A 21030-nucleotide genomic window follows, 5' to 3' on the forward strand; every position below is an offset into this window, starting at 1 on the left:
CTACCTACGGGTCCGTAGGTTTCCGTTAGTGGTCTTTACGGAAGATTGACGGACGTGGCAATGCTCACGTGAGAGGCCCTCTGGACATATGCGCACATCCACCGGATGATCAGATGAGTGCGGTCGGCACCGGATGAGCGGAGCGCGAAGCGTCCGGGTCGCAGCCCCCACGGGGCAAACACCAAACACACCCCTCAACAAGGAGCAATCGTGGCGCGCGACAACGCGGCTCCCACCATCCCGACGACTCACCAGGAACTCATTTCCTGGGTGGACGAGATCGCAGCCCTCACCCAGCCGGACCGCGTCGTCTGGTGCGACGGCTCCGAGGCCGAGTACGAGCGCCTGTGCGAGGAGCTCGTCAGCAAGGGCACGTTCAAGAAGCTCGACGAGACGAAGCGCCCGAACTCGTACTACGCCGCCTCCGACCCCTCCGACGTCGCGCGCGTCGAGGACCGGACCTTCATCTGCTCCGAGAAGGAGGAGGACGCGGGCCCGACCAACCACTGGAAGGCCCCGGCCGAGATGAAGGACATCTTCGCGGGGCAGGAAGGTATCTTCCGCGGCTCCATGAAGGGCCGGACGATGTACGTCGTCCCGTTCTGCATGGGCCCCCTCGGCTCCGAGCTCTCCGCGATCGGCGTCGAGATCACCGACTCCGCCTACGTCGCGGTCGCCATGCGCACCATGACCCGCATGGGCAAGGCCGTCCTCGACGAGCTCGGCACCGACGGGTTCTTCGTCAAGGCCGTCCACACCCTCGGCGCTCCGCTCGCCGAGGGCGAGGCCGACGTGCCGTGGCCCTGCAACACCACCAAGTACATCTCGCACTTCCCGGAGACCCGCGAGATCTGGTCCTACGGATCCGGCTACGGCGGCAACGCCCTCCTCGGCAAGAAGTGCTACGCCCTGCGCATCGCGTCCGTCATGGCCCGCGACGAGGGCTGGCTCGCCGAGCACATGCTGATCCTCAAGCTCACCCCGCCGGCCGGCGAGGGCGAGATCAAGTACGTCGCCGCCGCCTTCCCGTCCGCCTGCGGCAAGACCAACCTGGCCATGCTGGAGCCCACGATCTCCGGCTGGACCGTCGAGACCATCGGCGACGACATCGCCTGGATGCGCTTCGGCGAGGACGGTCGCCTCTACGCGATCAACCCCGAGGCCGGCTTCTTCGGCGTCGCCCCCGGCACCGGCGAGCACACCAACGCCAACGCCATGAAGACCATGTACGCGAACACCGTCTTCACCAACGTCGCGCTCACCGACGACGGCGACGTGTGGTGGGAGGGCATGACCGAAGAGGCGCCCGCGCACCTCATCGACTGGAAGGGCAACGACTGGACTCCGGCCTCGGAGACCCCGGCCGCCCACCCCAACGCCCGCTTCGCCGTCCCGGCCTCGCAGTGCCCGACGATCGCCGCCGAGTGGGAGGACCCCAAGGGCGTCCCGATCTCCGCGATCCTCTTCGGCGGCCGCCGCGCCTCCGCCGTGCCGCTGGTCACCGAGTCCTTCGACTGGAACCACGGCGTCTTCATCGGCTCGAACATCGCCTCCGAGAAGACCGCCGCCGCCGAGGGCAAGGTCGGCGAACTGCGCCGCGACCCCTTCGCCATGCTGCCGTTCTGCGGCTACAACATGGGCGACTACATGGCCCACTGGGTCAAGGTGGCCGCCGACAAGGACCAGGCCAAGCTCCCGAAGATCTACTACGTGAACTGGTTCCGCAAGAACGACGCGGGCAAGTTCGTGTGGCCCGGCTTCGGCGAGAACAGCCGCGTCCTGAAGTGGATCGTCGGCCGCCTCGACGGCACCGCCGAAGGCGTGGAGACCCCCATCGGCGTCCTGCCGACCAAGGACTCCCTCGACCTCGACGGCCTGGACCTCCCGGCCGAGGACCTCGACTTCCTCCTCACCGTCGACAAGGAGGTCTGGCGCGAGGAGGCCGCCCTGGTCCCCGAGCACCTCAACACCTACGGCGACCACACTCCCAAGGAGCTGTGGGACCAGTACCACGCACTCGTGGAGCGCCTGGGCTGAGCCAGGACGCGCCCTGAAGAAGGGCCAATGAACGTGGGAGCCCCCGACCAAGCGGCGTCCCACCGCTGTGGGAGCCCCCGACCAAGCGGCGCCCACCGCAGCACCGGCCTATCCCGTCAGGAGCGTCCGCGCTCCTCCAGGTAGGCCGTGTGCGTCTGCTGACGGCGGGCCTCCACCTCGTGGAGGCCCGCCGTTACGCGTTGCGCCTCCTCGTGCAGGAGCCCCAGCTGCCGCTCCAGGTGCCGCTCCGGCGACTCGCCGCCCGGCGTCATCCGGCTCCACCAGCGGGTCCGGTTGTACGCGTCCACGCTCTCCGGCACGTCCTGCCGGACCGCCCGCGACACCGCGTGCACCGCCTCCGGATCGATGACCAGCACATCGGCCACCCACCCCGGCTCCAGCAGCGCCCCGTACAGCTCCAGCAGTTCCGCGAGGGCCTCCCCGGCCCCCGACGGCAGCTCCACCCCGGCGACGTACTCCCGCAGCCGCCCGAAGTCCTCGCGCAGTACGCCGAGCTCCTCCCGCGGATCGAACGGCGGCGGCGCCGTCCGCTCCGGCGGTGCGATCAGCGCGCCCGCCCCGTACAGCCCGGCGATCACCACCGGCCAGTACGCACCGGCCACCCCGGCGAGGGTGAGGGCCAGGCCGGCCACGCCGCAGGCGGAGCCGGCCAGGTTCTTCTTCGACTCCAGGTACTTCAGGCCCCGGGCCGTCCTACTGGTAGCCACGGATCTCCTCGAAGGCTCCGGCCAGCGAACCGCCCCCAGCTACCGCTGGGGGGACCCCCGTGCCGGTGGCGTCGAAGAGCCGCCCGCCGGTCAGTTCGGTGATGTGGGTGAGTTCCTTGCGGTCCGAGTCCCCGAACAGCACCGCGAAGACGGGCGTCTGCTTCTGCGCCGGCGGCAGGGCCGCGTAGAAGGAGTCGAAGTGCTTCGCCCCGACACCCTCGGTGTTCTCGCCGTCCGTCATCAGCACGATCGAGGTGAACGCGTCCGCACCGCCCTGGCCGAGGTGCTGGTACGCCGCCTCCAGACTGCCGTAGACCGCCGTACCCCCGTCCGGCTCCAGCGACTTCACGTCCCCCCGGATCGCGTCCAGGGCCGGACCCGGATTGCCGGGCTCGACGACGTGGGTGCGCACCTTCTTCACCTTGGACCCGAAGGGCAGCAGCGTCACCTCCTCGCGGTCCCGGAACCGCTGCCCGGTGCCCGAACTCCCCGAGCCCGTCAGATCGGTGAGCGCCGACTTCAGCCGCCCGATCCGGTCCTCCTCGCTCATCGAACCCGAGGTGTCCAGCACGTACACCGTCCGTGACGGCCGGCGCAGCTCGTTCTCGTACGAGGCCAGCAGCCCGTCGGCGACCGACCGCGAACCCGGGAAGGGCAGCTCGCGCCGCTTCTCGGCGTCCAGCCCGGCGGCCGGCGCCACCCCGGCCGCGACCGGGCGGCGGAAGGTCTGCCCGGTGATCGCCTTCTGCGCCTCCGCGCCCCGCAGGTACTCCGTGAGCGCCCGCCCCGCATCACGGGCCCCGGCCGGGGCCGAGGTCAGCAGCGTCAGCGGATAGTGGGCGGTGACCACACCGTCGCGCGGCCGGATCACCGTCAGCCGAGCCCCGGCGTCCTTCGCGTCCCGGTTCATGGACAGCAGCACCGACTCGTAGTTCACCAGCGCGTCCACGTCCCCGCGCTTGCCGTACGCGGTGACGAGCCAGCCCGAGGAGCCCGACGTCAGCTTCTGCCCGGCGAAGAACTCCTTCAGCCGGGGCGTGGCCGCCTTCACGTCCGCGTCGCTCAGCGCCGCCTGCGCGCCCGACAGCCCCGAGGCCACCGACACCAGCGCCGAGAAACCGGAGTTGGAGCGCACCGGATCCGTCATCCCGTACGTCAGCTTCCCGGCGGCGACGGCCTCGTGCACCGCCGGCCAGGTGACCTCCTCAGGCTTCCAGCCGAGCCGGGACAGCGCCTCCGGCTTCACGCCGAGGGCGACGGACGAGGACATCACCGAGGTCTCGCTGGAGAGCTTCCCGGCCGCCTCCGGCCGCAGCCGCAGATAGTCGTTGGAGGAGAGCCAGATCGCGTCGTACTTGCCGTCGGCCTGCCCGGAGGCGACCTGCTCGGCGGCGTCCAGCGTCCCGGACCAGGTGAGCTTCACGGTGACCCCGGTGGCGGCCTTGGCGGCCTTCAGCACGGGTTCCATGTCGCTGAGCTCACTGGAGGCCAGCACCCGCAGGGTGCCCTCCTTGTAGGCCGTCTCCGCCGGCTGGGCCGCACCCTTGGAGGTGCAGGCCGTCGCCGCCGTGAACACGGCGAGGGCGAGCGCGAGCGCGAAGCCCGTCCGGCCCGGAGCCCCCGCCGCCGCCCGTACCCGCCCGGCCGCGCTCACAGCGCACCCCCTTCGAGCGCACCGGCGGTCCGCGTCCGCGCGAGGTACGCCGACGCGCTCTGCAGCTCCCCGGCCAGCGACTCCACCGTCGCCGCCATGTTCTCCGTCGCCTGCACCTTGAACGTGTCGATCGCGTCCAGCGTCTTGTAGATCTGCGCGAACGCCGTCCGCAGAGTCTCCGCGCCCACCGCCGGATCGGCCGCGATCCGCTGGATCTCGCCGCTCTGCGTGGACAGCATCTCCGCGTTGCCCCGGATCAGCTCCTCGGTGGTCCCCTTCAGGGCGTTGACCTGCTCGATCACCTTGCGCTGGTTGTCGAGGGCCGAGGCCAGCATCACGGCGATCCGCAGCGCGGACACGGTGGTGGTGGCGGCCCTGTCGACGCCCTTGATCAGCTCGTCGTTGCTGCGCCGGACCACGTCCATCGCCAGGTAGCCCTGCGCGCAGACGGCCAGCTGCGTCAGCAGGTCCTGGTGCTTCTGCCGGACCGGGAAGAGCACGTCCGCGCGCAGCGCGTCGGCCGCACCCGGATCGGTGTGCTCCGCCTCGGCGACCCGCTGTTCGACGGCGCTGTCCAGGGCCTCGGTCAGGACGGCGTACTCCTGGAGCTTGCCCATCGTCTCCCACAGGCGTGAGCGCTCGGTGTGCAGGGCCGCGTTGTCGCGGCGCAGTTCGTCCTGGCCGCTGCGCAGCGAGCCCACGATCTTGTTGAGGGTGGCCTGCGAGGAGGCGTACTTCGCCACGTGGTCGCGGAACTTGTTGCCGCCCGGCAGCTTCGCGAGCAGCTTGCGGGCCCCCTTGGCGGGCGTGTCCCGCGGGTCGAGGTCCTCGACCGTGCGCCGCAGCTCCACCAGGGAGCCGGCGACCCGGGCCTGGGCGTCGCCGCCGCCGTCCGGGCCCAGCGAGCGCACGGCCCGCTCCAGCATCCGGTTGGACTGCTGGGCGGCGCTGCGGATGTCGGCCTGGCCGAGGCCGGCTATCTCGCCGATGCGCTGCGCGAACTCGGGGGAGCGGGCATCGATCGCGGCGAGCGAGCCGACGTACTCCCCGGCCCGGCGGGCCATCTCCTCGCGGACGCCGTCCTGCAGCGGGACCAGCCCGGCGGCCTGCTCCTTGCGCAGGGGGGCGACGGGCTCCGGAGGACTCAGGCGGAAGGACGTGTCCTCGGGCGGTGTCAGTGTCATGGCGTGTCCCCCTGGCCCTTGGCGCGCTGGGCCAGCGCCATCAGGATCTTGACGGTGGGTGTGCCGACCTGGCGGATACCGGTCAGCCCCGTGTTGAGGTAGGCGGTGTGCGGGGCCGTCGCCGCGGCGAACTCGGCCACGCCCTCCTGCGGGCGGAACCCGCGGAGCACGGCCAGTTCGCGCAGCTTCGGATCGGTGGCGAGGAGCGTGCCCAGCTCCCTCGCCTGCTCGGTCAGCGGCACGAAGGTGTGCGCCGAGTTGACGGTGGTGTCCGGGTAGAGCACGACCATGTCGCCGGGATCCTGCTTCTGCATCAGCAGCGAGGCCACCTGGGACTCGTACACCAGGATCAGCGGTTCGCCGCTGCCGCTGATGAAGGCCCGGAAGGGGTCGTCGGTGCTGGGCTCCAGCGCGCCCTGGACGGAGATCAGCTTGCGCATCAGCGGCGCGGTGCGGGCGATGCCGGCGTCGTCGGCGACCACGGTGCTGCCGTTCGCCACGTTGGACGTGGCGGCGAGGAAGAGGGCGCCGGAGTTGGAGGACGACGGGTCGGTGGTCTTGATGAACACCGTGCCGGTCAGCTCGGCGTGGGCCGCGGAGCCGGGCAGCTGCTGCCAGGTGCGGTCCTCGCCGGAGGCCTTGAGGAAGGGACCCATGAGCAGGGTCCCGGAGTTCTTGCCGGTCATCTTGGCGAGGCCGTTGCCGGCCAGCACCTCGGCCGCGCCGCGGCGGGCGATGACGACGAGGGGGGAGAAGAACGGCTTGGTCTCCTGGGCCCCCTTGATCCCGGCGGCGGCCGCGACCTCCTTGGCGGGTTCACTGCTGCTGGGGAAGGCGAAGTCGAATTCCTTGAGGGCGAGCTGGTCCATCGCCCAGGAGCCCGAGGTCTCCGTCTTGACGGTGTAGCCCTTGGCGGCAAGGGCCTTGACGACGTCGGGGTCGCGGAAGAATTCGGACTTCTCCGAGCCGATGACGCCACGCACGGTCTTCGTTGCCGTGGTTTCTGGGTGATCCTGCCCCTGGAATGCGACGACGTAGAGCACGCCGCCGATCAGGAGAAGGCCCAGGACGATTCCTAGGATGCGTCTCACGGGTGCAGAGTGCTCGCGGAAACCCACATTCCGCGCCGATTTGAATGAACGTCAGGTGTCCAGGCGGTCCCACTTCGAAATGCTGTGTGAGCCCTTGGGTGCTGGTGGGCGGGGCGGCGGCCCGGGAGGATCGGGGCATGGGCGTGAGCACGTTGAAATGGCAGGGCTGGCTGGTCGGCCTGGTGACGGTGGCCGGGCTGCTGGTGTTCGCCCCGCTGGGTCTGTACGTGTGGGCGAGCGGCGGCGATCCGCCGCAGGCGCCACCGCGGGCGGCGGTGGAGGACGTACGGGTCACCGGGTGCCGAATCGATCCGGCCAGCCGCCGGGTGGTGGCCGCCGTGGAGGCGACGGGGCGGGCCGAGGGCCCCGGCGCGTACGTCGTCACGGTGGAGTTCCGCGACAGCGCCGAAGCGGACCCGCAGAGGCGGGCCGCGCAGGCGCTGGTGAAGATCCCGGGCGTGGCCCCGGGCGCGACCGAGTACGGGGAGGCGGTCGGCCCGGTGTGGCCGGTGGCGACGGTGCCCTGGTGCGGGGTCGCCGGCGCGGAGTTCGCGCGGACGACCTAGAAGGGATCGCGCAGGGAGTCGCCACCGGTCCTCACCGTGGGGCGATCAGCCGTTCTTGTTCACCTTGATGACGACGGCGCTGCACACCTTGTCGGCGAAGGTCTGCTTCTTCTCGTCCCACAGCGGCCACAGGTAGCCGATGTAGCAGGCGATGCCGTCGAGGAAGTGCGCCAGCCAGCGGACGAGCGCCATGCCGAAGCCGAGCGTGGCCCCGTCGGCCTCGCGGTGCACGCTGATGCCGACGATCTTCTTGCCGATCGTCTGGCCGGTGGTGCCTTCCCGGTACTTCTGGAAGAGGAACATGCCGAGGGTGTACAGCATGCCGATCAGGCTGAGGATGCCGGCGATCGTCTCACCCGTCTCGTTGGTGGCGACGGCCGCGCCGACACCGATGAGCGCGTACATCGGGCCCGCGATGATCAGTGCGTCGAGCAGGGTCGCACCTACGCGCAGACCCCAGTGGGCCAGCGGCGGCATCCCCGAGCCCGGCATGCCCGGCGCGGGCATCCCCGGCGGCGGGTACGCGCCGTACGGCGGCGGGGCCTGCTGCGGGTAGCCGTACTGCGGGACGGCGCCCTGCGGCGGCTGCTGCGGGTAGCCGTACTGCGGAGGTACGCCCTGCGGGGCCTGCTGCGGGTAGCCGGGCTGACCCTGCGGGGGCTGCTGGCCGTAGGGGTTGTTCGGGTCGCCGAAGCTCATGGGCGAATCTCTCCAGAATGCTCGAACGGGGACGAAGCGGAGTGGAGGAGATTGGCCATGTGGAGCGGCCTCCCCCGTGCAACCGCGATCTTTCAGCCCTCATCGTGTTCGGAGCATCGGATTCTGTCCAATTTCCGCCCCTGCCGCAGGCTCTCGCGCAAGGAGCGTGGCACCCGGTCCGGAGCCTCCGCGGCCCCGGACCGGGGCCGTCTAGAGGGCGCCGGCCAGGTCCGAGGACTTCAGGGCGGCGGCGTGCGCGTCCATGCGCTCGGCGGCGAGGATCGCGACGGTGGTGTCGGCGCGGGACGCGGCGACAAGGAGCGCGCGGGCGGCGAGGTCGTGGGCGCGCTGGTGCAGCGCGGCGGCGTCCTCGGCGGAGTGGCGCGGCGCACGGGCGGGCCGGGCCCCGCGCAGCCGTGCGACCTGGGCGGCGATCTCGGCGGCCCCCTTGTCGAGCCCGAGCTCGTCGGTCACGGCGAGCAGGGCCGCGAGATGGCCGGCGAGCTGGATGTCCAGTGCTTCGCCGCGGCTGCTGTGCGGGTAGTCGGCCGGAGTGTCGCCCATGCGGTGGACGACCGGCTTCGTGCGGATCGGCTCGTACATGAGGTGGCCTCCTGCGTGGTCAGGGGACCATCCTACATTGGATTGGTTCTAAAATTGAGCTGAATCCTGTTGCTGGGGGGCGTGTCTCGCCGGCTGGACTCCGGCGAGTCGCACCGTGCGCCGCTACAGCTGGCTGTAGCCGTCGAGGAAGTTCCCGATCCGGGTCACGGCATCGGCCAGATCCTTGGCGTTCGGCAGGGTCACGATCCGGAAGTGGTCGGGCTCGGGCCAGTTGAAGCCCGTGCCGTGCACGACCATGATCTTCTCGGCCCGCAGCAGGTCCAGGACCATCTGCCGGTCGTCCTTGATCTTGTAGACGGACGGGTCCAGCCGGGGGAAGGCGTACAGCGCGCCCTTCGGCTTCACGCAGGTGACGCCCGGGATCTGGGTGAGCAGGTCGTACGCGACGTTGCGCTGCTCAAGGATCCGCCCGCCGGGCAGGACCAGGTCCTCGATCGACTGCCGGCCGCCGAGCGCGGTGGCCACGGCGTACTGCGAGGGCATGTTCGCGCACAGGCGCATGTTCGCGAGGATCGTGAGGCCCTCGATGTAGCAGGTGGCGTGCTTCTTGGGGCCGCAGACCGCCATCCAGCCGGCCCGGTAGCCGGCGACGCGGTAGTTCTTCGAGAGGCCGTTGAACGTCAGCGTCAGCAGGTCCGGGGCGATGGCGGCGGTGTTGTGGTGCACGGCGCCGTCGTACAGGATCCGGTCGTAGATCTCGTCCGAGCAGACGACCAAGTTGTGGCGGCGCGCGATGTCCGTGAGCCCGCGCAGCATTTCTTCGTCGTAGACGGCGCCGGTCGGGTTGTTCGGGTTGATGATGACGATCGCCTTGGTGCGATCGGTGACCTTGCGCTCGATGTCGGCGAGGTCGGGCATCCAGTCGGCCTGCTCGTCGCAGCGGTAGTGCACGGCCGTGCCGCCGGCGAGGGACACGGAGGCGGTCCACAGCGGGTAGTCCGGCGCGGGGACCAGGACCTCGTCGCCGTCGTCGAGCAGCGCCTGCATCGACATCTGGATCAGCTCGGAGACGCCGTTGCCGAGGTAGATGTCCTCGACGTCCAGGTCGATGCCCTTGGTCTGGTAGTGCTGCATGACCGCGCGGCGCGCGGAGAGCAGCCCCTTCGCGTCACCGTAACCGTGGGCGGTGCCCAGGTTGCGGAGCATGTCCTCAAGGATCTCCGGAGGGCACTCGAAGCCGAAGGCCGCGGGGTTGCCCGTGTTGAGCTTGAGGATGCGATGACCTGCTGCTTCGAGCCGCATCGCCTCTTCGAGCACGGGGCCGCGGATCTCGTAACAGACATTGGCGAGTTTGGTTGACTGGATCACCTGCATGACGGGAGCTTACGGGCCCGGGTGCGCGCTTGACGTGTGTTTTCGAAGAGAGGCCCGAGGGGTGATTTGTCCCATTTCGGGCAATGAGTGGGTGGGGGAGTGATCCCCCCTTGGAATCCGGGGCCGCGCCCGCGTTCCGACCTGCGGAATGAGTGGGACGCGGGCTTGTGCGAGCACCTGGTGTTGCGCTCGTCACCCCAGGTGGCCGGCTGGATCGGGAGGGACCGGGTAGGCCGCATGAGTACCACGGATGAGTACGTGCACTCATGTGGGCGCCGGTGCCGCGACGGAGGCTGGGTGCATGAACCAGGGCGAGTGGAAGCCGGCGGACTACCGCCGGCGCACCGAACGGGTCGGCGCGGTCGTCGTCGCGGTGGCGGGCGCCTTCATGGCGGCAGGGGCGATCTTCATCGGGTCCGTCCTGCTGGTGTACGTGTACAGCGGCAACTGAGGAGCGCGGGACAGTGGTTTTCGTAGTCGGTGACATGGAGATCGCCACGGTCGGCACGGATGGCGACGACCGGGCGATCGAGTTCCTGGTCAGGCCGGAAGGAGTCCTGGAGGAGGCCCGCTTCGCGATCTTCCGCGAACACGACCAGGACTGGGAATCGGCCCGCCTCGCCATCGACCCCCACTCGGGCAGCGTCCCCCTGGCGGCGGTGGAATGGGCGGTGGAGTTCGCCCGCGAGTACCTCTGAGGGGCGGCGGCTTCGGCGGTCGGGTCGGGGCGGGGCGGTGGCTTCGGTGAGCGGGACCGGCCCGACGCGGAGGGGCGATGGGACTGACGGGAAACCCCCATACGTCACTCTGATTCCGATCGAGCAGATCCCGGCTTCCGGCGCCCCCGCCCCACCTCCCCGCTGCAGGGCGTCAGTCAGTGGCAGAGCCACGACCACCGGAACCCGCTACGAGTATCAATGTCAGTGGTGGCGCATACCGTTCGAGGTGTGAAGCCGCTCAGGATCATTGCCGGGGATGCGACGAGTCCCCAGGCCAAAGGGCCCAAGATCATCGCGCATGTCTGCAATGACCTCGGGGGGTGGGGGAAGGGCTTCGTGCTGGCCGTTTCGAAGCGGTGGGGCGAGCCTGAGGCCGCGTTCCGGGCCTGGCATCGGGGGCGCAGCGGGAACGACTTCGGGCTGGGCGCCGTGCAAGTGGTGCGGGTGAAGCCCGACGTGTGGGTGGCCAACATGGTCGGTCAGCGCGGCATCCGGACCGGGAGCGCGGGGCCGCCCATTCGTTACGACGCCGTGGAGCGTTGCCTCACCGCGCTCGCCGACCATGCGGTCGAGCTCGGGGCGAGTGTTCACATGCCGCGCATCGGGTGCGGGCTCGCGGGCGGTACGTGGTCGCGTATCGAACCGCTGATCACCGGGGCGTTGTGCGCGCGCGACGTGGAAGTGACCGTGTACGACCACGGGTGAGTCGCGCGTCCTCAGCGGCCGGCGGCCGGTGGGTGGCGGACGGGCCATGCCGCCGCCGGGATCCGGGGTGCGCGCCGCTTGTGGGCTTCGCGTGCCAGGAAGGCGGCCCCCGAGACGACTGCCGCGAGGAACGGCAGCGCCAGGGCGGCCGGCCGCCAGACGGCCCAGAATCCCAGGGCGCTCACCCACGCCGCCGAGGAAGCGGCAGCCAGGACCAGCAGCAGCGTGATCCTGGCCCAGAGCGGCAGCCTGCCGCTCACCGCGACGGTCGCGTACCCGAGGACGGCGCTCGCCGTGAGGGTCACGGCGAGCGCCACGAGCGTGACGGCAAGCCAGAGGACGAACGCGAGGACAAGCAGGGGCAGGCCCATGTCGTGCCGACCTCCGGACTCGGGGCGACCGGTCGCGAGGGCAGACGGATTCGCATTCCCGCTGTTCCGGCAGGTTCACCGGAGGCCATACTGCCAGAACGTTGAACGTGTTCAACACCGCCCCCGGTGTCACCCGTAGGCCCCGGTGTCGGCGGCCCGGTCCGGCCGTGGGGGCGTGGCACGATCGCGGGATGGAGTACCGGTACGCCGCCGAGGCCGATGCGCCCGCCATGGCTGAGCTCTTCGCCGCCAACCACCACGACGCGCTGACGGAACGGCAGCGGGCGGAACAGGGTTTCGTGCAGGGTCACTTCGACGTCGGCGCGCTGCGGGCGATGGCCGGTGCGCGGGAGCTGCTGGTCGCGGACGACGGGGGCCGGATCGCCGGGCTGCTCGCGCTGTCGGCGCCCGCGGCTCTGGCCGACCCGTCGCCGCCGGTCGCGGGCCTGCTCCAGGCCCAGGAGGCCCTGGAGTGGCAGGGGCGCCCGCTGGCCGAGGCGCGGTGGCTGCTCTACGGGCCGGTCGTGGTCGCCGCCGCGTACCGGGGGCGTGGTGTGGCCCGGGCGCTGTTCACCATGGCGGTGGCGGCGGCCTCGGAGCGCGCCGACGCCGTGGTCGCCTTCATCGAGGCCGGGAACGTGCCGTCCTGGAAGGTGCACGTCGACGGCTTCGGCATGGTCCCGCTGGGCGACTTCGTCGCGGGCGGGCGCACGTACAGCGCGGTCGCCGCGGCGACGCTCTGACCCTTGCGCGCGCAGTGCTCAGGCCACGCGCTCCAGGATCACCAGCGGGATCTCGCGGGGCCGGGCCGCGGCGCGGTCGTCCTCGAACGGGGGCCACAGGGCCGTCATCATCTCCCAGTACACCTCCCGTTCCTGGGGCGTGGCGGTGCGCGCCCGCGCCGTGAAGGTGGCGGCGCCGACCTGGAGGCGGACCTCCGGGTGGGCGGTGAGGTTCCGGTACCAGTGGGGGTGGTCCGGGGCGCCGTAGGCGGAGGCCAGGACGATGTGGCGGCCCGCGTCCTCCGCGTAGATCAGCGGGGTGCGGACGGTGCGGCCGCTGGCGCGGTCGAGCGTGGTCAGCAGGAGGGTGCGGACTCCGTGCCAGAGGTGCCCGTCGGCTCCCGCGGTGCTCACGTAGGCGCGTACGTGGTCGAGCCGTGGGCCGGGTCGCGGGTCGGTGGGGTGGTCCCAGTCGACATCGAGTGCGTGCATTTTCCTGTCCTTAGGGTCGTGTCCCCCTTGCGGCTAACGAGCATTAACGATTCTGGATGCGCCCGACCCGCAGCGCATGCCCACAGGTCTGGACCAAGCTCGTCGTATGGATCTGGAGCCCGCGTACCGGGATCGAGCTGGCCGAGCTGGCCGCCGAGGCGTGGACGGACGTCCCCGGCGACGGGTGTTTCGGCGACTGCTTCGCCGCGGCCTGCGTGCGGGCCGGGTTCACTCCCGCCTGCGTCTACGAGACCGACACCGCCTCCTGTGTGCACCTGGTGCAGGTGGGGGCGGGCGGTCGGACTGGCCGGGCCGCGTTCCCGGTGACCCCGGGGGTGGTCACGCGGCCCCTCGCCGGGACCCCGCTCATCTGGCGGCACCTGCTGGGCCGGCACCCTGCCGCGCGGGTCGCTGCGCGGGCTGCGCATACGGAGGCCCTGGCCAGGTCGGCCAGAGCCGCGGCCCTGCGGGCGGCGCCGTTGCGGCCGGCCGCGCCGTCGCCTGCGGCGTAGCTGCGCAGTGGGGCGGGTGCGGCGCCGTTGCGGGGGCGCTGCCCCCGGCCCCCGCGCCTCAAACTCCCCCAGCTACCGCCGGGAGGTGCCCCCTGGCGGGGCTGAAATCTGGTGCGGGGACGCCCCCGGCGGGGCCGGGGGCGGTTGCGGCAGTCCTCGGGTGCGGTGCCGTCGCTACGGCAGGTAGCGCTCGATGACCTGCGGGCCCTCCTTCTCCATGAGCTTCCGGGCCTTCTCGATCCGCTCCGGAGTCGGGTCGTGGCCGGTCACCATCACGAGGTCCTCGGGGTCGTACGGTCGCTCCCCGCCCGTGAAGAGGCGGTCCGACCGTGTGGGCTGCTCGTCGGGTTCACTGACCATCGCGTACCTCCTACGGTTTCCCCTGGCCCCATCGTCCGGCCGCCGCCCCATGAACGCACCTCGACCGCGCTTCCAGCCGCTGAACCCGATCCTGTCCGCGTACGGACTGACCCTCAAGGTCGGCGGCAGCGATCCCGGCCCGGGCCCCGGCCCAGGTGACCCCGAGCCGGGCGGCACCTGGAAGGCGGGCACCGTCTACGCGGCCGGCGCCACCGTCACCTACGGCGGCTCGGCCTACCGCTGCCTCCAGGGGCACCAGGCCCAGACGGGCTGGGAGCCGCCGAACGTCCCGGCGCTCTGGCAGCGGGTGTAGCCCGTACGGCCGCGCACGCGCGGACCGGTGCCGTGACTGCCAAGCGGGGGAGTCACGGCACCTCCGCGTGCGCGCGGGTCAGACGAGGACCGCCGCCAGCGTGCCCAGCGCGCCGAAGACGGTGAGCAGGGCGCAGACCGACAGGTTCACGATCCGGTGTTCCCAGAAGACCGCGACGAACTCGCGGATGGTGGCGCTCGGCCAGTAGTACTTCGCGGTGGGGGAGCCCAGCACCTGCCCGTGGACGCCGGTCTTGCGGGCCAGCATCGCCGCCCGGAAGGCGTGGAAGTTGTTGGTGACCACCACGCACCGGTAGGCCGGGTCGTGCGCCGTCATGATGTCCCGGCTGAAGAGCATGTTCTCCTCGGTCGTGGTGGAGCGGTCCTCCAGCACCACGTGCTGCTCGGGCACGCCCTGCTCGATCAGCCAGTCCGCCATCGCCCGGGCCTCGGCGACCTTCTCGTCCGAGCCCTTGCCGCCCGAGACGAGGAGGACCGGAGGCCGGCCGCTCCGGGCCAGCTGGGCCTCGTAGATCTGCTGCCCCTTGCGCAGGCGGGAGGCCAGCAGCGGCGGCACGCGGTCGCCGCCGACCAGGCCCGAGCCCAGCATGACCACGTGGTCGACGTCGCCGCGCACCTTGATCCGCCCGTAGAGGAAGGCGTAGCCGAGGAAACAGAAGAAGACGAAGGAGACGTAGCCGGCGACCACGGTGACCGTTCCGGCGATGCCGCCGAGGAGGGGGGAGCCCGTCACGCCGACGAGGACCAGCAGCGCGATCAGCGCGAAGATCGTGAGGCCCGCGAGCATCGACAGCAGGTTGGCCGGCCGGAAGCCCTCCTTGCGGATCATGACCATGCCGTTGCGGACGAGGAAGACGCCCAGGCCCACGGCGGCGAACGCCGGTGAGGCGAAGGCGAGTACGACGACCGTGACGGCCGCCCAGGTGGGCAGCTTGCCGACCTGGAGGAACAGCGCGGAGAACGCGCTGAGGAAGGTCAGCCCCAGGAGCACGGCGTTCTGGAAGCGCCGCCGGTCCTGCCGGACGCTTATGCAGAACGCGAGGAAGAGCAGGGCGGCGAGGGCGAAGGCGACCATGCGGCCCATCGTAGATGTCGGATCTACCGAAGATCGCGGGCGGTTCGGCGCACCGCCCGTCCGGCCAGCACGTCCGTCCGGCGCCCGTCGCGCATGACGAAACGCCCGTCGACCAGGACGTGCGGGACACCGGCCGGCAGTACGCGCGGCCGCTCGTACGTGGACCCGGCCGCGACCGTGTCCGGGTCGAAGAGGACGAGGTCGGCGCGGTACCCCACGCGGACCAGGCCCCGGTCGGGCAGCCGCAGGCGCGCCGCGGGACGGCCGGCCAGGTGCGCCACGCACTCCTCCAGGGAGAGCAGCCCGAGTTCGCGGACGTAGTGGCCGAGGTAGTGGGGGAAGGTGCCGTAGGCGCGCGGGTGCGGTTTCGCGCCCTGGAGGATGCCGTCGGAGCCGCCGGTGTGGACCCGGTGACGCATGATCGCCCGGACGTTCTCCTCGTCCCCGACGTGCTGGAGGATCGTCGGCGCGAGCCGGTCGCCGAGCAGGAGCCCGCGGGCGGTCTCCCAGCCGTCCAGGCGCCTGCCGACGTACGGGCCGTAGGCGGGGTCGGCGGTGCCCGAGATCTCGATCGTCGACCAGTCGACGGGCACCCCGTGACAGCCGTCGGAGCCCTCGGCCTCCAGCGCGTGGCGGATCCGCTCGGCCTGGGCGTCGTCCCGCAGCCGGGCCAGGACCGCCTCCGGGCCGCCCTCGTTCGCCCAGCTCGGGAGGAGTGCGACGAGGGTGGTGCAGCCGGGGGTGTACGGGTAGCTGTCGAGGGTGATGTCGGCGCCCTCGGCCAGCGCCGCGTCGAGCAGGGCGAGCAACTCGGGGGCCCGGCCCCGGTTCTCGCCGAAGTTCATGGTGGCGTGCGCGAGGTGCAGGGCGCAGCCGGCCTCCCGGGTGAGGGCGACCATCTCGGCGTAGGCGGCCAGCGCGTCGTGGCCGTAACTGCGGTGGTGCGGGCAGTAGTAGCCGCCGTAGCGGGCCACGACCCGGCACAGCTCGGTCAGTTCGGCCCCGGTGGCGTACATGCCGGGGGTGTAGGTGAGCCCGGAGGACAGGCCTACGGCGCCCTGGGCCAGGCCGTCGGCGACGAGCTGCCGCATCCGGTCCAGCTCGGCCCCGGTCGCCGGGCGGTCGTCCCAGCCGAGGGCGTACGCGCGGACCGTGCCCTGCGGGACGAGGTACGCGGCGTTGACGGCGATGCCCCGACCGTCGTGGGCGCGGTCCAGCCGGTCGAGGTACTCGCCGACCGTGCGCCAGTCGAAGTCGATGTCGTCGCCGGGGCCGTTCCAGCCGGCGATGGCGGCCCGCACCTCGCCGAGGGTGCGGTCGTCGACGGGCGCGTACGACAGGCCGTCCTGGCCGAGGACTTCGAGGGTCACGCCCTGCGCGGCCTTCGCGCCGTGGTCCGGGTCGCGGAGCAGGGCGAGGTCGCTGTGGGCGTGCATGTCGACGAAGCCCGGGGCGAGGGCGAGCCCGTGCGCGTCGAGGGTCTCGCGGCCCCCGGACAACCTGCCGATCCCGGCGATCCGGCCCTCGTGGACGCCGACGTCGGCGGTGTACGAGGGCCCGCCCGTGCCGTCGACGACGCGGGCCCCCCGGATGACCAGGTCCACCGGACCGCGCCTAGAAGAAGGTGCGGACGTAGTCGGTGACGGTGCCGTCGGTCTCCACGACCGGGATCAGCGGCCACTTCTCGAAGATCGTGCAGGGGTGGGACATGCCGAGGGCCACCCAGTCGCCCACCTGCACGTCGTCGGCCGAGTCGGTCTCCAGCCAGGCGTGCTGGTCGGACAGCTTGACCACGCGGACGCCGGTGGCGGGGCGCTCCGCGCCGGTGAGGGCGTCACGGACGAGCTCGGCCTCGGGCAGGCCCAGGTCGTAGGCGATGTCGCGCTTGCCCGCGTTGACGAAGGCCTGGGTGGGGGAGGGACGGGAGACGACCTGGGTCCACAGCCGGAACGCCGGGCGCAGCCCGCCCTCCTCCGGGTGCCGGTTGAAGGGGGTCAGCCGGGTGTACCAGCCGTGGTCGTGGGAGACGTACGCGCCGGAGCGCAGCAGCTTGAGAACCGGGCGGGAGAGCTCCGGGAGCTCGGCGAACACGTCGGCGACCGCGTCGAACCAGGCCGAGCCGCCGGCGCTGACGACGATCTCGTCCAGGTCCGCGGGGAAGCGGCCCGCCTTGTCGAACTCGACGGCGAGCGCGGTGAGCCGGCGCAGGTAGGCGTGGACGGATCCGGGGTCGGCGCCGGGGACCTCGGCCTCGTAGCCGCCCATGCCGACCAGGCGCAGGGTGGCGGTGGCGGCGACCGCGTCGGCGACGGCGCGGCAGTCCTCCTCGCTACGGGCCCCGGTACGGGCGCCCTCGCCGGCGCCGAGCTCGACGACGACGTCGACGACGGCGGGCGAGTCGCGCAGGGCGCGGTCCATGAGGTGGACCCCGCGTACGGAGTCGACGTAGCAGACGAAGCGGAAGTCGGGGTCGGCGGCGAGCTCGCCGGCCACCCAGCGCAGGGCGGCGGGATCGACGAGCTCGTTGGCGAGGAAGATCCGCTGGATGCCGAAGGCGCGGTAGACGCGGGCCTGGTGGGGGACGGCAGCGGTGATGCCCCACGCGCCGTGCTCCAGCTGGCGGCGGAAGAGCTGCGGGGACATGCAGGTCTTGCCGTGCGGGGCGAAGGCCAGGTCGTGACGGGCGGCGTAGGCGCCGAGCGCGGCGAGGTTGTGCTCCAGCGCGTCCGCGTCGAGGGTCAGGACGGGGGTGGTGAAGCCGCCGGTGTACAGGTCACGGCGCTCGGCGGCGAGCCCGCCGACGGTGAGGCCGTGCGTCTGGGCGTCCGGGGGGAGGCCTTTGAACCGGTGGTCGACCGGCTCGTCGGCGAGGTCCTTGACGGGGTCGCTGTCGCTGGCCATACGGGGTGCCTCCCGGGGTTGCGTGTTGTGCAACGGTCGTTGCGTGTGCCGCTGCATGCTGTCTAACATCCGGGGTGACGGTGGGTCAACGTTGCCCGGCGCGGCGCCGCTGCTTGGGCTCCGCCCCAGACCCCGCGCCTCAAACGCCGGCGAGGCTGGATTTGTGCCGGCGCGAGCCTTTGTCTGCGGACGCGGCCAGATCAAGCCCCGCCGGCGATTGCGGCGCGGGTTCGGGCGGAGCCCGAGGCGCCGGCGGAGCCGGTGGTGCAGTAACGGTCACGAAAGGACGCGGCATGAGTCAGTCGGTGGAGCGGGCGCTCCGGATCCTGCCGCTGCTCGCGCGAGGCCCCGCCGGCCTCGGCGACGTCGCCGACGAGCTCGGCGTGCACAAGAGCACCGCGCTGCGCCTCCTGCGCACCCTGCACGAGCGCGGCTTCGTCTACCGCTGCCCCGACGGCCGCTACCGCCTCGGCGCACAGCTCTTCGCGCTCGCCGCCGAGGCCATCGAGAACCTGGACGTCCGGGAGATCGCGCACCCCCACCTCGTCGAGCTGAACCGGGCCACCGGGCACACCGTTCACCTCGCCCTCCACCAGGACGACGAGGTCGTGTACGTCGACAAGGTCGACAGCCGCTACCCGGTCCGCATGTACTCCCGCATCGGCAGGCCCGTGCCCCTCACGGTCGCCGCCGTGGCCAAGCTGCTCCTCGCCGACCTGCCCGAGGCCGAGCTCCGGGCCCTCGCCGGCCGGATCGAGTACCCGCGCTACACCGCCCGTTCGACCCCGGACGCGGCGGCCTTCCTGCGTGAGCTGGACCTCGTACGGGAGCAGGGCTGGGCCACCGATCTCGGCGGGCACGAGGAGTCCGTCAACTGCCTCGGGGCGCCCGTGCACGGGCCGGACGGGCGGGTCGTAGCCGCGCTGTCGGTGTCCGCGCCCGGTGTGGTCGTCTCCGCCGAGGGGCTGCTCGAACTGCTGCCGCAGGTGCTGCGTACCGCCGAAGCCATCAGCCAGGACTACTCAGGAGTACAGGAGAGCACGTGAGCGAGAAGAACGTGACCGAGAAGACCGCCATCACGCCCGGCACCCACACCGCCCCGCCCGCGAGGTTCTCGCACGGCGTGCGGAAGGGGAACATCCTCCAGGTCGCCGGTCAGGTCGGCTTCCTCCCGCACGTCGACGGGCAGCCGCCCACCCCCGCCGGGCCGACCCTGCGCGAGCAGACCCTCCAGACGCTGGAGAACGTCCGTTCCGTCCTGGAGGCCGGCGGTGCGGGCTGGGACGACGTGATGATGATCCGCGTCTACCTCACCGACACCGGGCACTTCGCCGAGATGAACGGCATCTACAACGCCTACTTCGAGGAGCAGGGCCTGAAGGAGGCCCCCGCCGCCCGCACCACCGTGTACGTGGGCCTGCCGGCCGGGCTGCTCATCGAGATCGACGCCCTGGCCGTTCTCGGCTGAGTCGGGTCTGAGGCCGGGCGTCCGGACGCGCGGGCGGACGCGCGGGCGGGGCGCCCCCCTGGCGGTGGGGCGCCCCCTTTCACAACGGTCAGCCGGTCACGGCGTCGCGCAGTACTGGGCTTCCTTGCCGATCGAGCGGTACATGCAGTCCGCGTTCTCCAGCAGCTGGAGCACCGCGTCCTTGTTGCGCGCGGTCTCGCGGTCGATGACCTCGTCCGGCGGGTAGAAGCCGCCGCCGCCGCTCTCCGGGTACATCTCGAAGGTGTAGGAGAAGATCTTCTGGTTGCCCCACAGCCAGTCGTCGATCGTCCCGTCCGTGATGTACAGGTCGCTCGACTGCTCCGGCGTGTAGCCGTTGCTCGCCGCCATGCTGGTGCCGATCTTCTTGTAGACGGCGAGGTCGTCGGCGGTCAGGCCCGGGGCGGTGTCGTTGTAGGTCCAGCCGAAGGGCCACAGGACGAGCTCGCTGTAGGTGTGGAAGTCGATGGCGGCCTTGATCTGCTGCTTGCCGCCGACGACCCGGCTGCGGACGAAGTCCGCGACGACCTTCACCTCGGGCGCCGACTCCGCGGAAGCGCCCCGGTAGGTCTCGGAGCTCTTGCTGCTGCTGGAGCCGCCGCAGCAGCCGAACTTGTAGTTCCAGTTGCGGTTCTCGTCCGTGCCGACGTAGGAGGAGCCGGAGTTCGGCTGGCGGTTCTTGCGCCAGGAGCGGTAGGAGCCGGTGGCGATGTCGTACTCGCCGCCGTCCGGGTTGAGGTCCGGGACGATCCAGATCTCGCGGCCGTTGACGGCACCTGTGACCCGGGAGTCGCTGCCGTACTTGGAGGTGAACTCCTTGAGCAGGTACAGCGCCATCTCGACGGTCAGGTGCTCACGCGCGTGCTGGTGGGCGGTGAAGAGCACCTCGGGCTCGGCCTCGTCCGTCGCGACGTTGTCGCTGATCTTGATGGCGAAGAGGTCCCGGCCTTGGTACGACTTACCGATCACCTGCTTGCTCGCGATCGCGGGGTACTGCGCGACGAGCTGGTTGATCTCCGCCGTCGCCTCGGCGTAGTTGTGGTACTTCGAGTCCGCCGAGGGGAAGTCCATCGGGCTCGCCGCGATGCCGGGCAGCGAGCGGTCCGGGGGCCCGGGCAGGGCGGTCAGCTTGTAGCCCAGCTCCTTGAGCTTCTTGGCCTGCATGGTGTCGGCGCTGACCACGACGGTGTGGTCGTCCACCTCGTCGATCGAGACGCCCGTACGGAGCAGGGCGGTGCGGTCGGTGGCGGTGGAGGGGCCGTGGATCCGGTACTGGACGATCGCCTCGTCCTGGGTGGCGGTCGAAGGGGTGGGCGGAGGGGAAGCCGTCGCGCTCATGCCGTAGGCGGGTGCGCCCAGCGCGAGCGCCAGCAGGGCCGCCGTGAGGGCGGCCCTCCGGCGGGTATGGAGCCGCATGCGTTCTCCTGGGTCGGGAGTGTGGGGGTAGCCGTGCGGAC

The 21030-nt window shown here is 71.4% G+C and carries 22 protein-coding genes and 2 pseudogenes; 10 read left to right on the forward strand and 14 right to left on the reverse strand.

The genetic code is table 11. The annotated features are described in order from the left end of the window. Window positions 1–210: 210 nt before the first annotated feature. On the forward strand, window positions 211–2037 hold the full coding sequence (locus tag ACZ4YL_RS25795) for a phosphoenolpyruvate carboxykinase (GTP) (RefSeq protein WP_468119666.1): 1827 nt from the start codon (window positions 211–213) through the stop codon (window positions 2035–2037). A gap of 116 nt (window positions 2038–2153) precedes the next feature. On the opposite strand, the gene ACZ4YL_RS25800 is transcribed toward ACZ4YL_RS25795, so the two are convergent. The 4 genes from ACZ4YL_RS25800 to ACZ4YL_RS25815 are packed head-to-tail and all read right to left on the reverse strand — an operon-like array spanning window position 2154 to window position 6694. Then, window positions 2154–2765: a hypothetical protein gene (locus ACZ4YL_RS25800; RefSeq protein WP_468119667.1), complete on the reverse strand. Its 612-nt coding sequence runs from the start codon at window positions 2763–2765 to the stop codon at window positions 2154–2156. After that, entirely contained in the window at window positions 2752–4419 is a 1668-nt protein-coding gene (locus ACZ4YL_RS25805) for a substrate-binding and vWA domain-containing protein (protein ID WP_468119668.1), read from the reverse strand. Before ACZ4YL_RS25805 ends, ACZ4YL_RS25800 begins: the two co-directional genes overlap by 14 nt. Continuing rightward, the gene (locus tag ACZ4YL_RS25810; protein ID WP_468119669.1) at window positions 4416–5603 is read right to left on the reverse strand and encodes a toxic anion resistance protein; all 1188 of its coding nucleotides are present in this window, start codon (window positions 5601–5603) and stop codon (window positions 4416–4418) included. Before ACZ4YL_RS25810 ends, ACZ4YL_RS25805 begins: the two co-directional genes overlap by 4 nt. After that, on the reverse strand, window positions 5600–6694 hold the full coding sequence (locus ACZ4YL_RS25815; RefSeq protein ID WP_468119671.1) for a hypothetical protein: 1095 nt from the start codon (window positions 6692–6694) through the stop codon (window positions 5600–5602). The genes ACZ4YL_RS25810 and ACZ4YL_RS25815 overlap by 4 nt, the downstream gene beginning before the upstream one ends. Before the next feature lie 143 nt (window positions 6695–6837). Between ACZ4YL_RS25815 and ACZ4YL_RS25820 the strand changes: the two genes are divergently transcribed. Then, a complete protein-coding gene (locus ACZ4YL_RS25820; protein ID WP_468119673.1) occupies window positions 6838–7260 on the forward strand; it encodes a hypothetical protein in 423 nt (140 codons plus the stop codon). A 45-nt stretch (window positions 7261–7305) separates the two neighbouring features. Here the strand turns inward: ACZ4YL_RS25820 and ACZ4YL_RS25825 are convergent, their stop codons facing one another. From ACZ4YL_RS25825 to ACZ4YL_RS25835, 3 genes are all read right to left on the reverse strand, one after another. Next, window positions 7306–7959, reverse strand: a complete 654-nt coding sequence (locus ACZ4YL_RS25825; RefSeq protein WP_468119674.1) for an RDD family protein — start codon at window positions 7957–7959, stop codon at window positions 7306–7308. Between the two features lie 210 nt (window positions 7960–8169). Then, on the reverse strand, window positions 8170–8562 hold the full coding sequence (locus ACZ4YL_RS25830) for an SCO4983 family protein (protein WP_468119676.1): 393 nt from the start codon (window positions 8560–8562) through the stop codon (window positions 8170–8172). A 123-nt stretch (window positions 8563–8685) separates the two neighbouring features. Then, complete coding sequence (locus ACZ4YL_RS25835) at window positions 8686–9897, reverse strand: pyridoxal phosphate-dependent aminotransferase (RefSeq protein WP_351162591.1); 1212 nt, start codon at window positions 9895–9897, stop codon at window positions 8686–8688. A 301-nt stretch (window positions 9898–10198) separates the two neighbouring features. Here ACZ4YL_RS25835 and ACZ4YL_RS25840 point away from each other — a divergent pair, with 301 nt between their 5' ends. From ACZ4YL_RS25840 to ACZ4YL_RS25850, 3 genes are all read left to right on the forward strand, one after another. Then, window positions 10199–10348 carry a hypothetical protein gene (locus ACZ4YL_RS25840; RefSeq protein ID WP_468119678.1) on the forward strand — a complete coding sequence of 50 codons (150 nt, stop codon included), beginning with the start codon at window positions 10199–10201 and terminating at the stop codon, window positions 10346–10348. Between the two features lie 13 nt (window positions 10349–10361). After that, window positions 10362–10595 (forward strand): hypothetical protein, encoded by a 234-nt coding sequence (locus ACZ4YL_RS25845; RefSeq protein ID WP_266353139.1) that lies wholly within the window; start codon window positions 10362–10364, stop codon window positions 10593–10595. Between the two features lie 249 nt (window positions 10596–10844). After that, window positions 10845–11321 carry a macro domain-containing protein gene (locus ACZ4YL_RS25850; protein WP_468119681.1) on the forward strand — a complete coding sequence of 159 codons (477 nt, stop codon included), beginning with the start codon at window positions 10845–10847 and terminating at the stop codon, window positions 11319–11321. Window positions 11322–11332: 11 nt separating this feature from the next. Here ACZ4YL_RS25850 and ACZ4YL_RS25855 read toward each other — a convergent pair whose 3' ends face one another. Further along, entirely contained in the window at window positions 11333–11692 is a 360-nt protein-coding gene (locus tag ACZ4YL_RS25855) for a hypothetical protein (protein ID WP_468119683.1), read from the reverse strand. A gap of 191 nt (window positions 11693–11883) precedes the next feature. On the opposite strand from ACZ4YL_RS25855, the gene ACZ4YL_RS25860 reads away from it, so the two are divergent. After that, window positions 11884–12435 (forward strand): GNAT family N-acetyltransferase, encoded by a 552-nt coding sequence (locus ACZ4YL_RS25860; protein ID WP_468119685.1) that lies wholly within the window; start codon window positions 11884–11886, stop codon window positions 12433–12435. An 18-nt stretch (window positions 12436–12453) separates the two neighbouring features. Here ACZ4YL_RS25860 and ACZ4YL_RS25865 read toward each other — a convergent pair whose 3' ends face one another. Then, window positions 12454–12906 carry a nitroreductase/quinone reductase family protein gene (locus tag ACZ4YL_RS25865; RefSeq protein WP_468119687.1) on the reverse strand — a complete coding sequence of 151 codons (453 nt, stop codon included), beginning with the start codon at window positions 12904–12906 and terminating at the stop codon, window positions 12454–12456. A 122-nt stretch (window positions 12907–13028) separates the two neighbouring features. On the opposite strand from ACZ4YL_RS25865, the pseudogene ACZ4YL_RS25870 reads away from it, so the two are divergent. Further along, a pseudogene (locus ACZ4YL_RS25870) lies at window positions 13029–13418 on the forward strand (type 2 periplasmic-binding domain-containing protein); the annotation flags it as partial. Between the two features lie 174 nt (window positions 13419–13592). Here the strand turns inward: ACZ4YL_RS25870 and ACZ4YL_RS25875 are convergent. Further along, the gene (locus tag ACZ4YL_RS25875; RefSeq protein WP_030013293.1) at window positions 13593–13778 is read right to left on the reverse strand and encodes a hypothetical protein; all 186 of its coding nucleotides are present in this window, start codon (window positions 13776–13778) and stop codon (window positions 13593–13595) included. A 70-nt stretch (window positions 13779–13848) separates the two neighbouring features. On the opposite strand from ACZ4YL_RS25875, the pseudogene ACZ4YL_RS25880 reads away from it, so the two are divergent. Beyond that, window positions 13849–14091 (forward strand): annotated as a pseudogene (locus ACZ4YL_RS25880) (carbohydrate-binding protein); the annotation flags it as partial. Window positions 14092–14169: 78 nt separating this feature from the next. Here the strand turns inward: ACZ4YL_RS25880 and ACZ4YL_RS25885 are convergent. From ACZ4YL_RS25885 to ACZ4YL_RS25895, 3 genes are read right to left on the reverse strand one after another with little or no spacing between them, the layout of a single operon-like run. Further along, complete coding sequence (locus ACZ4YL_RS25885; RefSeq protein ID WP_468119689.1) at window positions 14170–15186, reverse strand: YdcF family protein; 1017 nt, start codon at window positions 15184–15186, stop codon at window positions 14170–14172. A gap of 23 nt (window positions 15187–15209) precedes the next feature. Next, window positions 15210–16790 carry an N-acyl-D-amino-acid deacylase family protein gene (locus tag ACZ4YL_RS25890; protein WP_468119691.1) on the reverse strand — a complete coding sequence of 527 codons (1581 nt, stop codon included), beginning with the start codon at window positions 16788–16790 and terminating at the stop codon, window positions 15210–15212. Between the two features lie 10 nt (window positions 16791–16800). Next, the gene (locus ACZ4YL_RS25895) at window positions 16801–18087 is read right to left on the reverse strand and encodes an amino acid deaminase (RefSeq protein WP_468119693.1); all 1287 of its coding nucleotides are present in this window, start codon (window positions 18085–18087) and stop codon (window positions 16801–16803) included. Window positions 18088–18380: 293 nt separating this feature from the next. Between ACZ4YL_RS25895 and ACZ4YL_RS25900 the strand changes: the two genes are divergently transcribed. After that, window positions 18381–19133, forward strand: coding sequence for an IclR family transcriptional regulator (locus ACZ4YL_RS25900; RefSeq protein ID WP_468119694.1), 753 nt, complete (start codon window positions 18381–18383; stop codon window positions 19131–19133). A gap of 11 nt (window positions 19134–19144) precedes the next feature. Continuing rightward, on the forward strand, window positions 19145–19555 hold the full coding sequence (locus ACZ4YL_RS25905; RefSeq protein WP_468119980.1) for a RidA family protein: 411 nt from the start codon (window positions 19145–19147) through the stop codon (window positions 19553–19555). A 96-nt stretch (window positions 19556–19651) separates the two neighbouring features. On the opposite strand, the gene ACZ4YL_RS25910 is transcribed toward ACZ4YL_RS25905, so the two are convergent. Beyond that, the gene (locus tag ACZ4YL_RS25910) at window positions 19652–20989 is read right to left on the reverse strand and encodes a M14 family metallopeptidase (RefSeq protein WP_468119696.1); all 1338 of its coding nucleotides are present in this window, start codon (window positions 20987–20989) and stop codon (window positions 19652–19654) included. Between the last annotated feature and the right edge of the window lie 41 nt (window positions 20990–21030).

The organism is Streptomyces sp. NPDC030021, from assembly GCF_055574035.1.

What these genes read in the sequence shown, in the direction of transcription:
- ACZ4YL_RS25810 (WP_468119669.1), bottom strand. Translation starts at nt 5,603, where the DNA reads ATGACACTGACACCGCCCGAGGACACGTCCTTCCGCCTGAGTCCTCCG.
- ACZ4YL_RS25825 (WP_468119674.1), bottom strand. Translation starts at nt 7,959, where the DNA reads ATGAGCTTCGGCGACCCGAACAACCCCTACGGCCAGCAGCCCCCGCAG.
- ACZ4YL_RS25830 (WP_468119676.1), bottom strand. Translation starts at nt 8,562, where the DNA reads ATGTACGAGCCGATCCGCACGAAGCCGGTCGTCCACCGCATGGGCGAC.
- ACZ4YL_RS25835 (WP_351162591.1), bottom strand. Translation starts at nt 9,897, where the DNA reads ATGCAGGTGATCCAGTCAACCAAACTCGCCAATGTCTGTTACGAGATC.
- ACZ4YL_RS25840 (WP_468119678.1), top strand. Translation starts at nt 10,199, where the DNA reads ATGAACCAGGGCGAGTGGAAGCCGGCGGACTACCGCCGGCGCACCGAA.
- ACZ4YL_RS25855 (WP_468119683.1), bottom strand. Translation starts at nt 11,692, where the DNA reads ATGGGCCTGCCCCTGCTTGTCCTCGCGTTCGTCCTCTGGCTTGCCGTC.
- ACZ4YL_RS25860 (WP_468119685.1), top strand. Translation starts at nt 11,884, where the DNA reads ATGGAGTACCGGTACGCCGCCGAGGCCGATGCGCCCGCCATGGCTGAG.
- ACZ4YL_RS25865 (WP_468119687.1), bottom strand. Translation starts at nt 12,906, where the DNA reads ATGCACGCACTCGATGTCGACTGGGACCACCCCACCGACCCGCGACCC.
- ACZ4YL_RS25875 (WP_030013293.1), bottom strand. Translation starts at nt 13,778, where the DNA reads ATGGTCAGTGAACCCGACGAGCAGCCCACACGGTCGGACCGCCTCTTC.
- ACZ4YL_RS25885 (WP_468119689.1), bottom strand. Translation starts at nt 15,186, where the DNA reads ATGGTCGCCTTCGCCCTCGCCGCCCTGCTCTTCCTCGCGTTCTGCATA.
- ACZ4YL_RS25895 (WP_468119693.1), bottom strand. Translation starts at nt 18,087, where the DNA reads ATGGCCAGCGACAGCGACCCCGTCAAGGACCTCGCCGACGAGCCGGTC.
- ACZ4YL_RS25900 (WP_468119694.1), top strand. Translation starts at nt 18,381, where the DNA reads ATGAGTCAGTCGGTGGAGCGGGCGCTCCGGATCCTGCCGCTGCTCGCG.
- ACZ4YL_RS25910 (WP_468119696.1), bottom strand. Translation starts at nt 20,989, where the DNA reads ATGCGGCTCCATACCCGCCGGAGGGCCGCCCTCACGGCGGCCCTGCTG.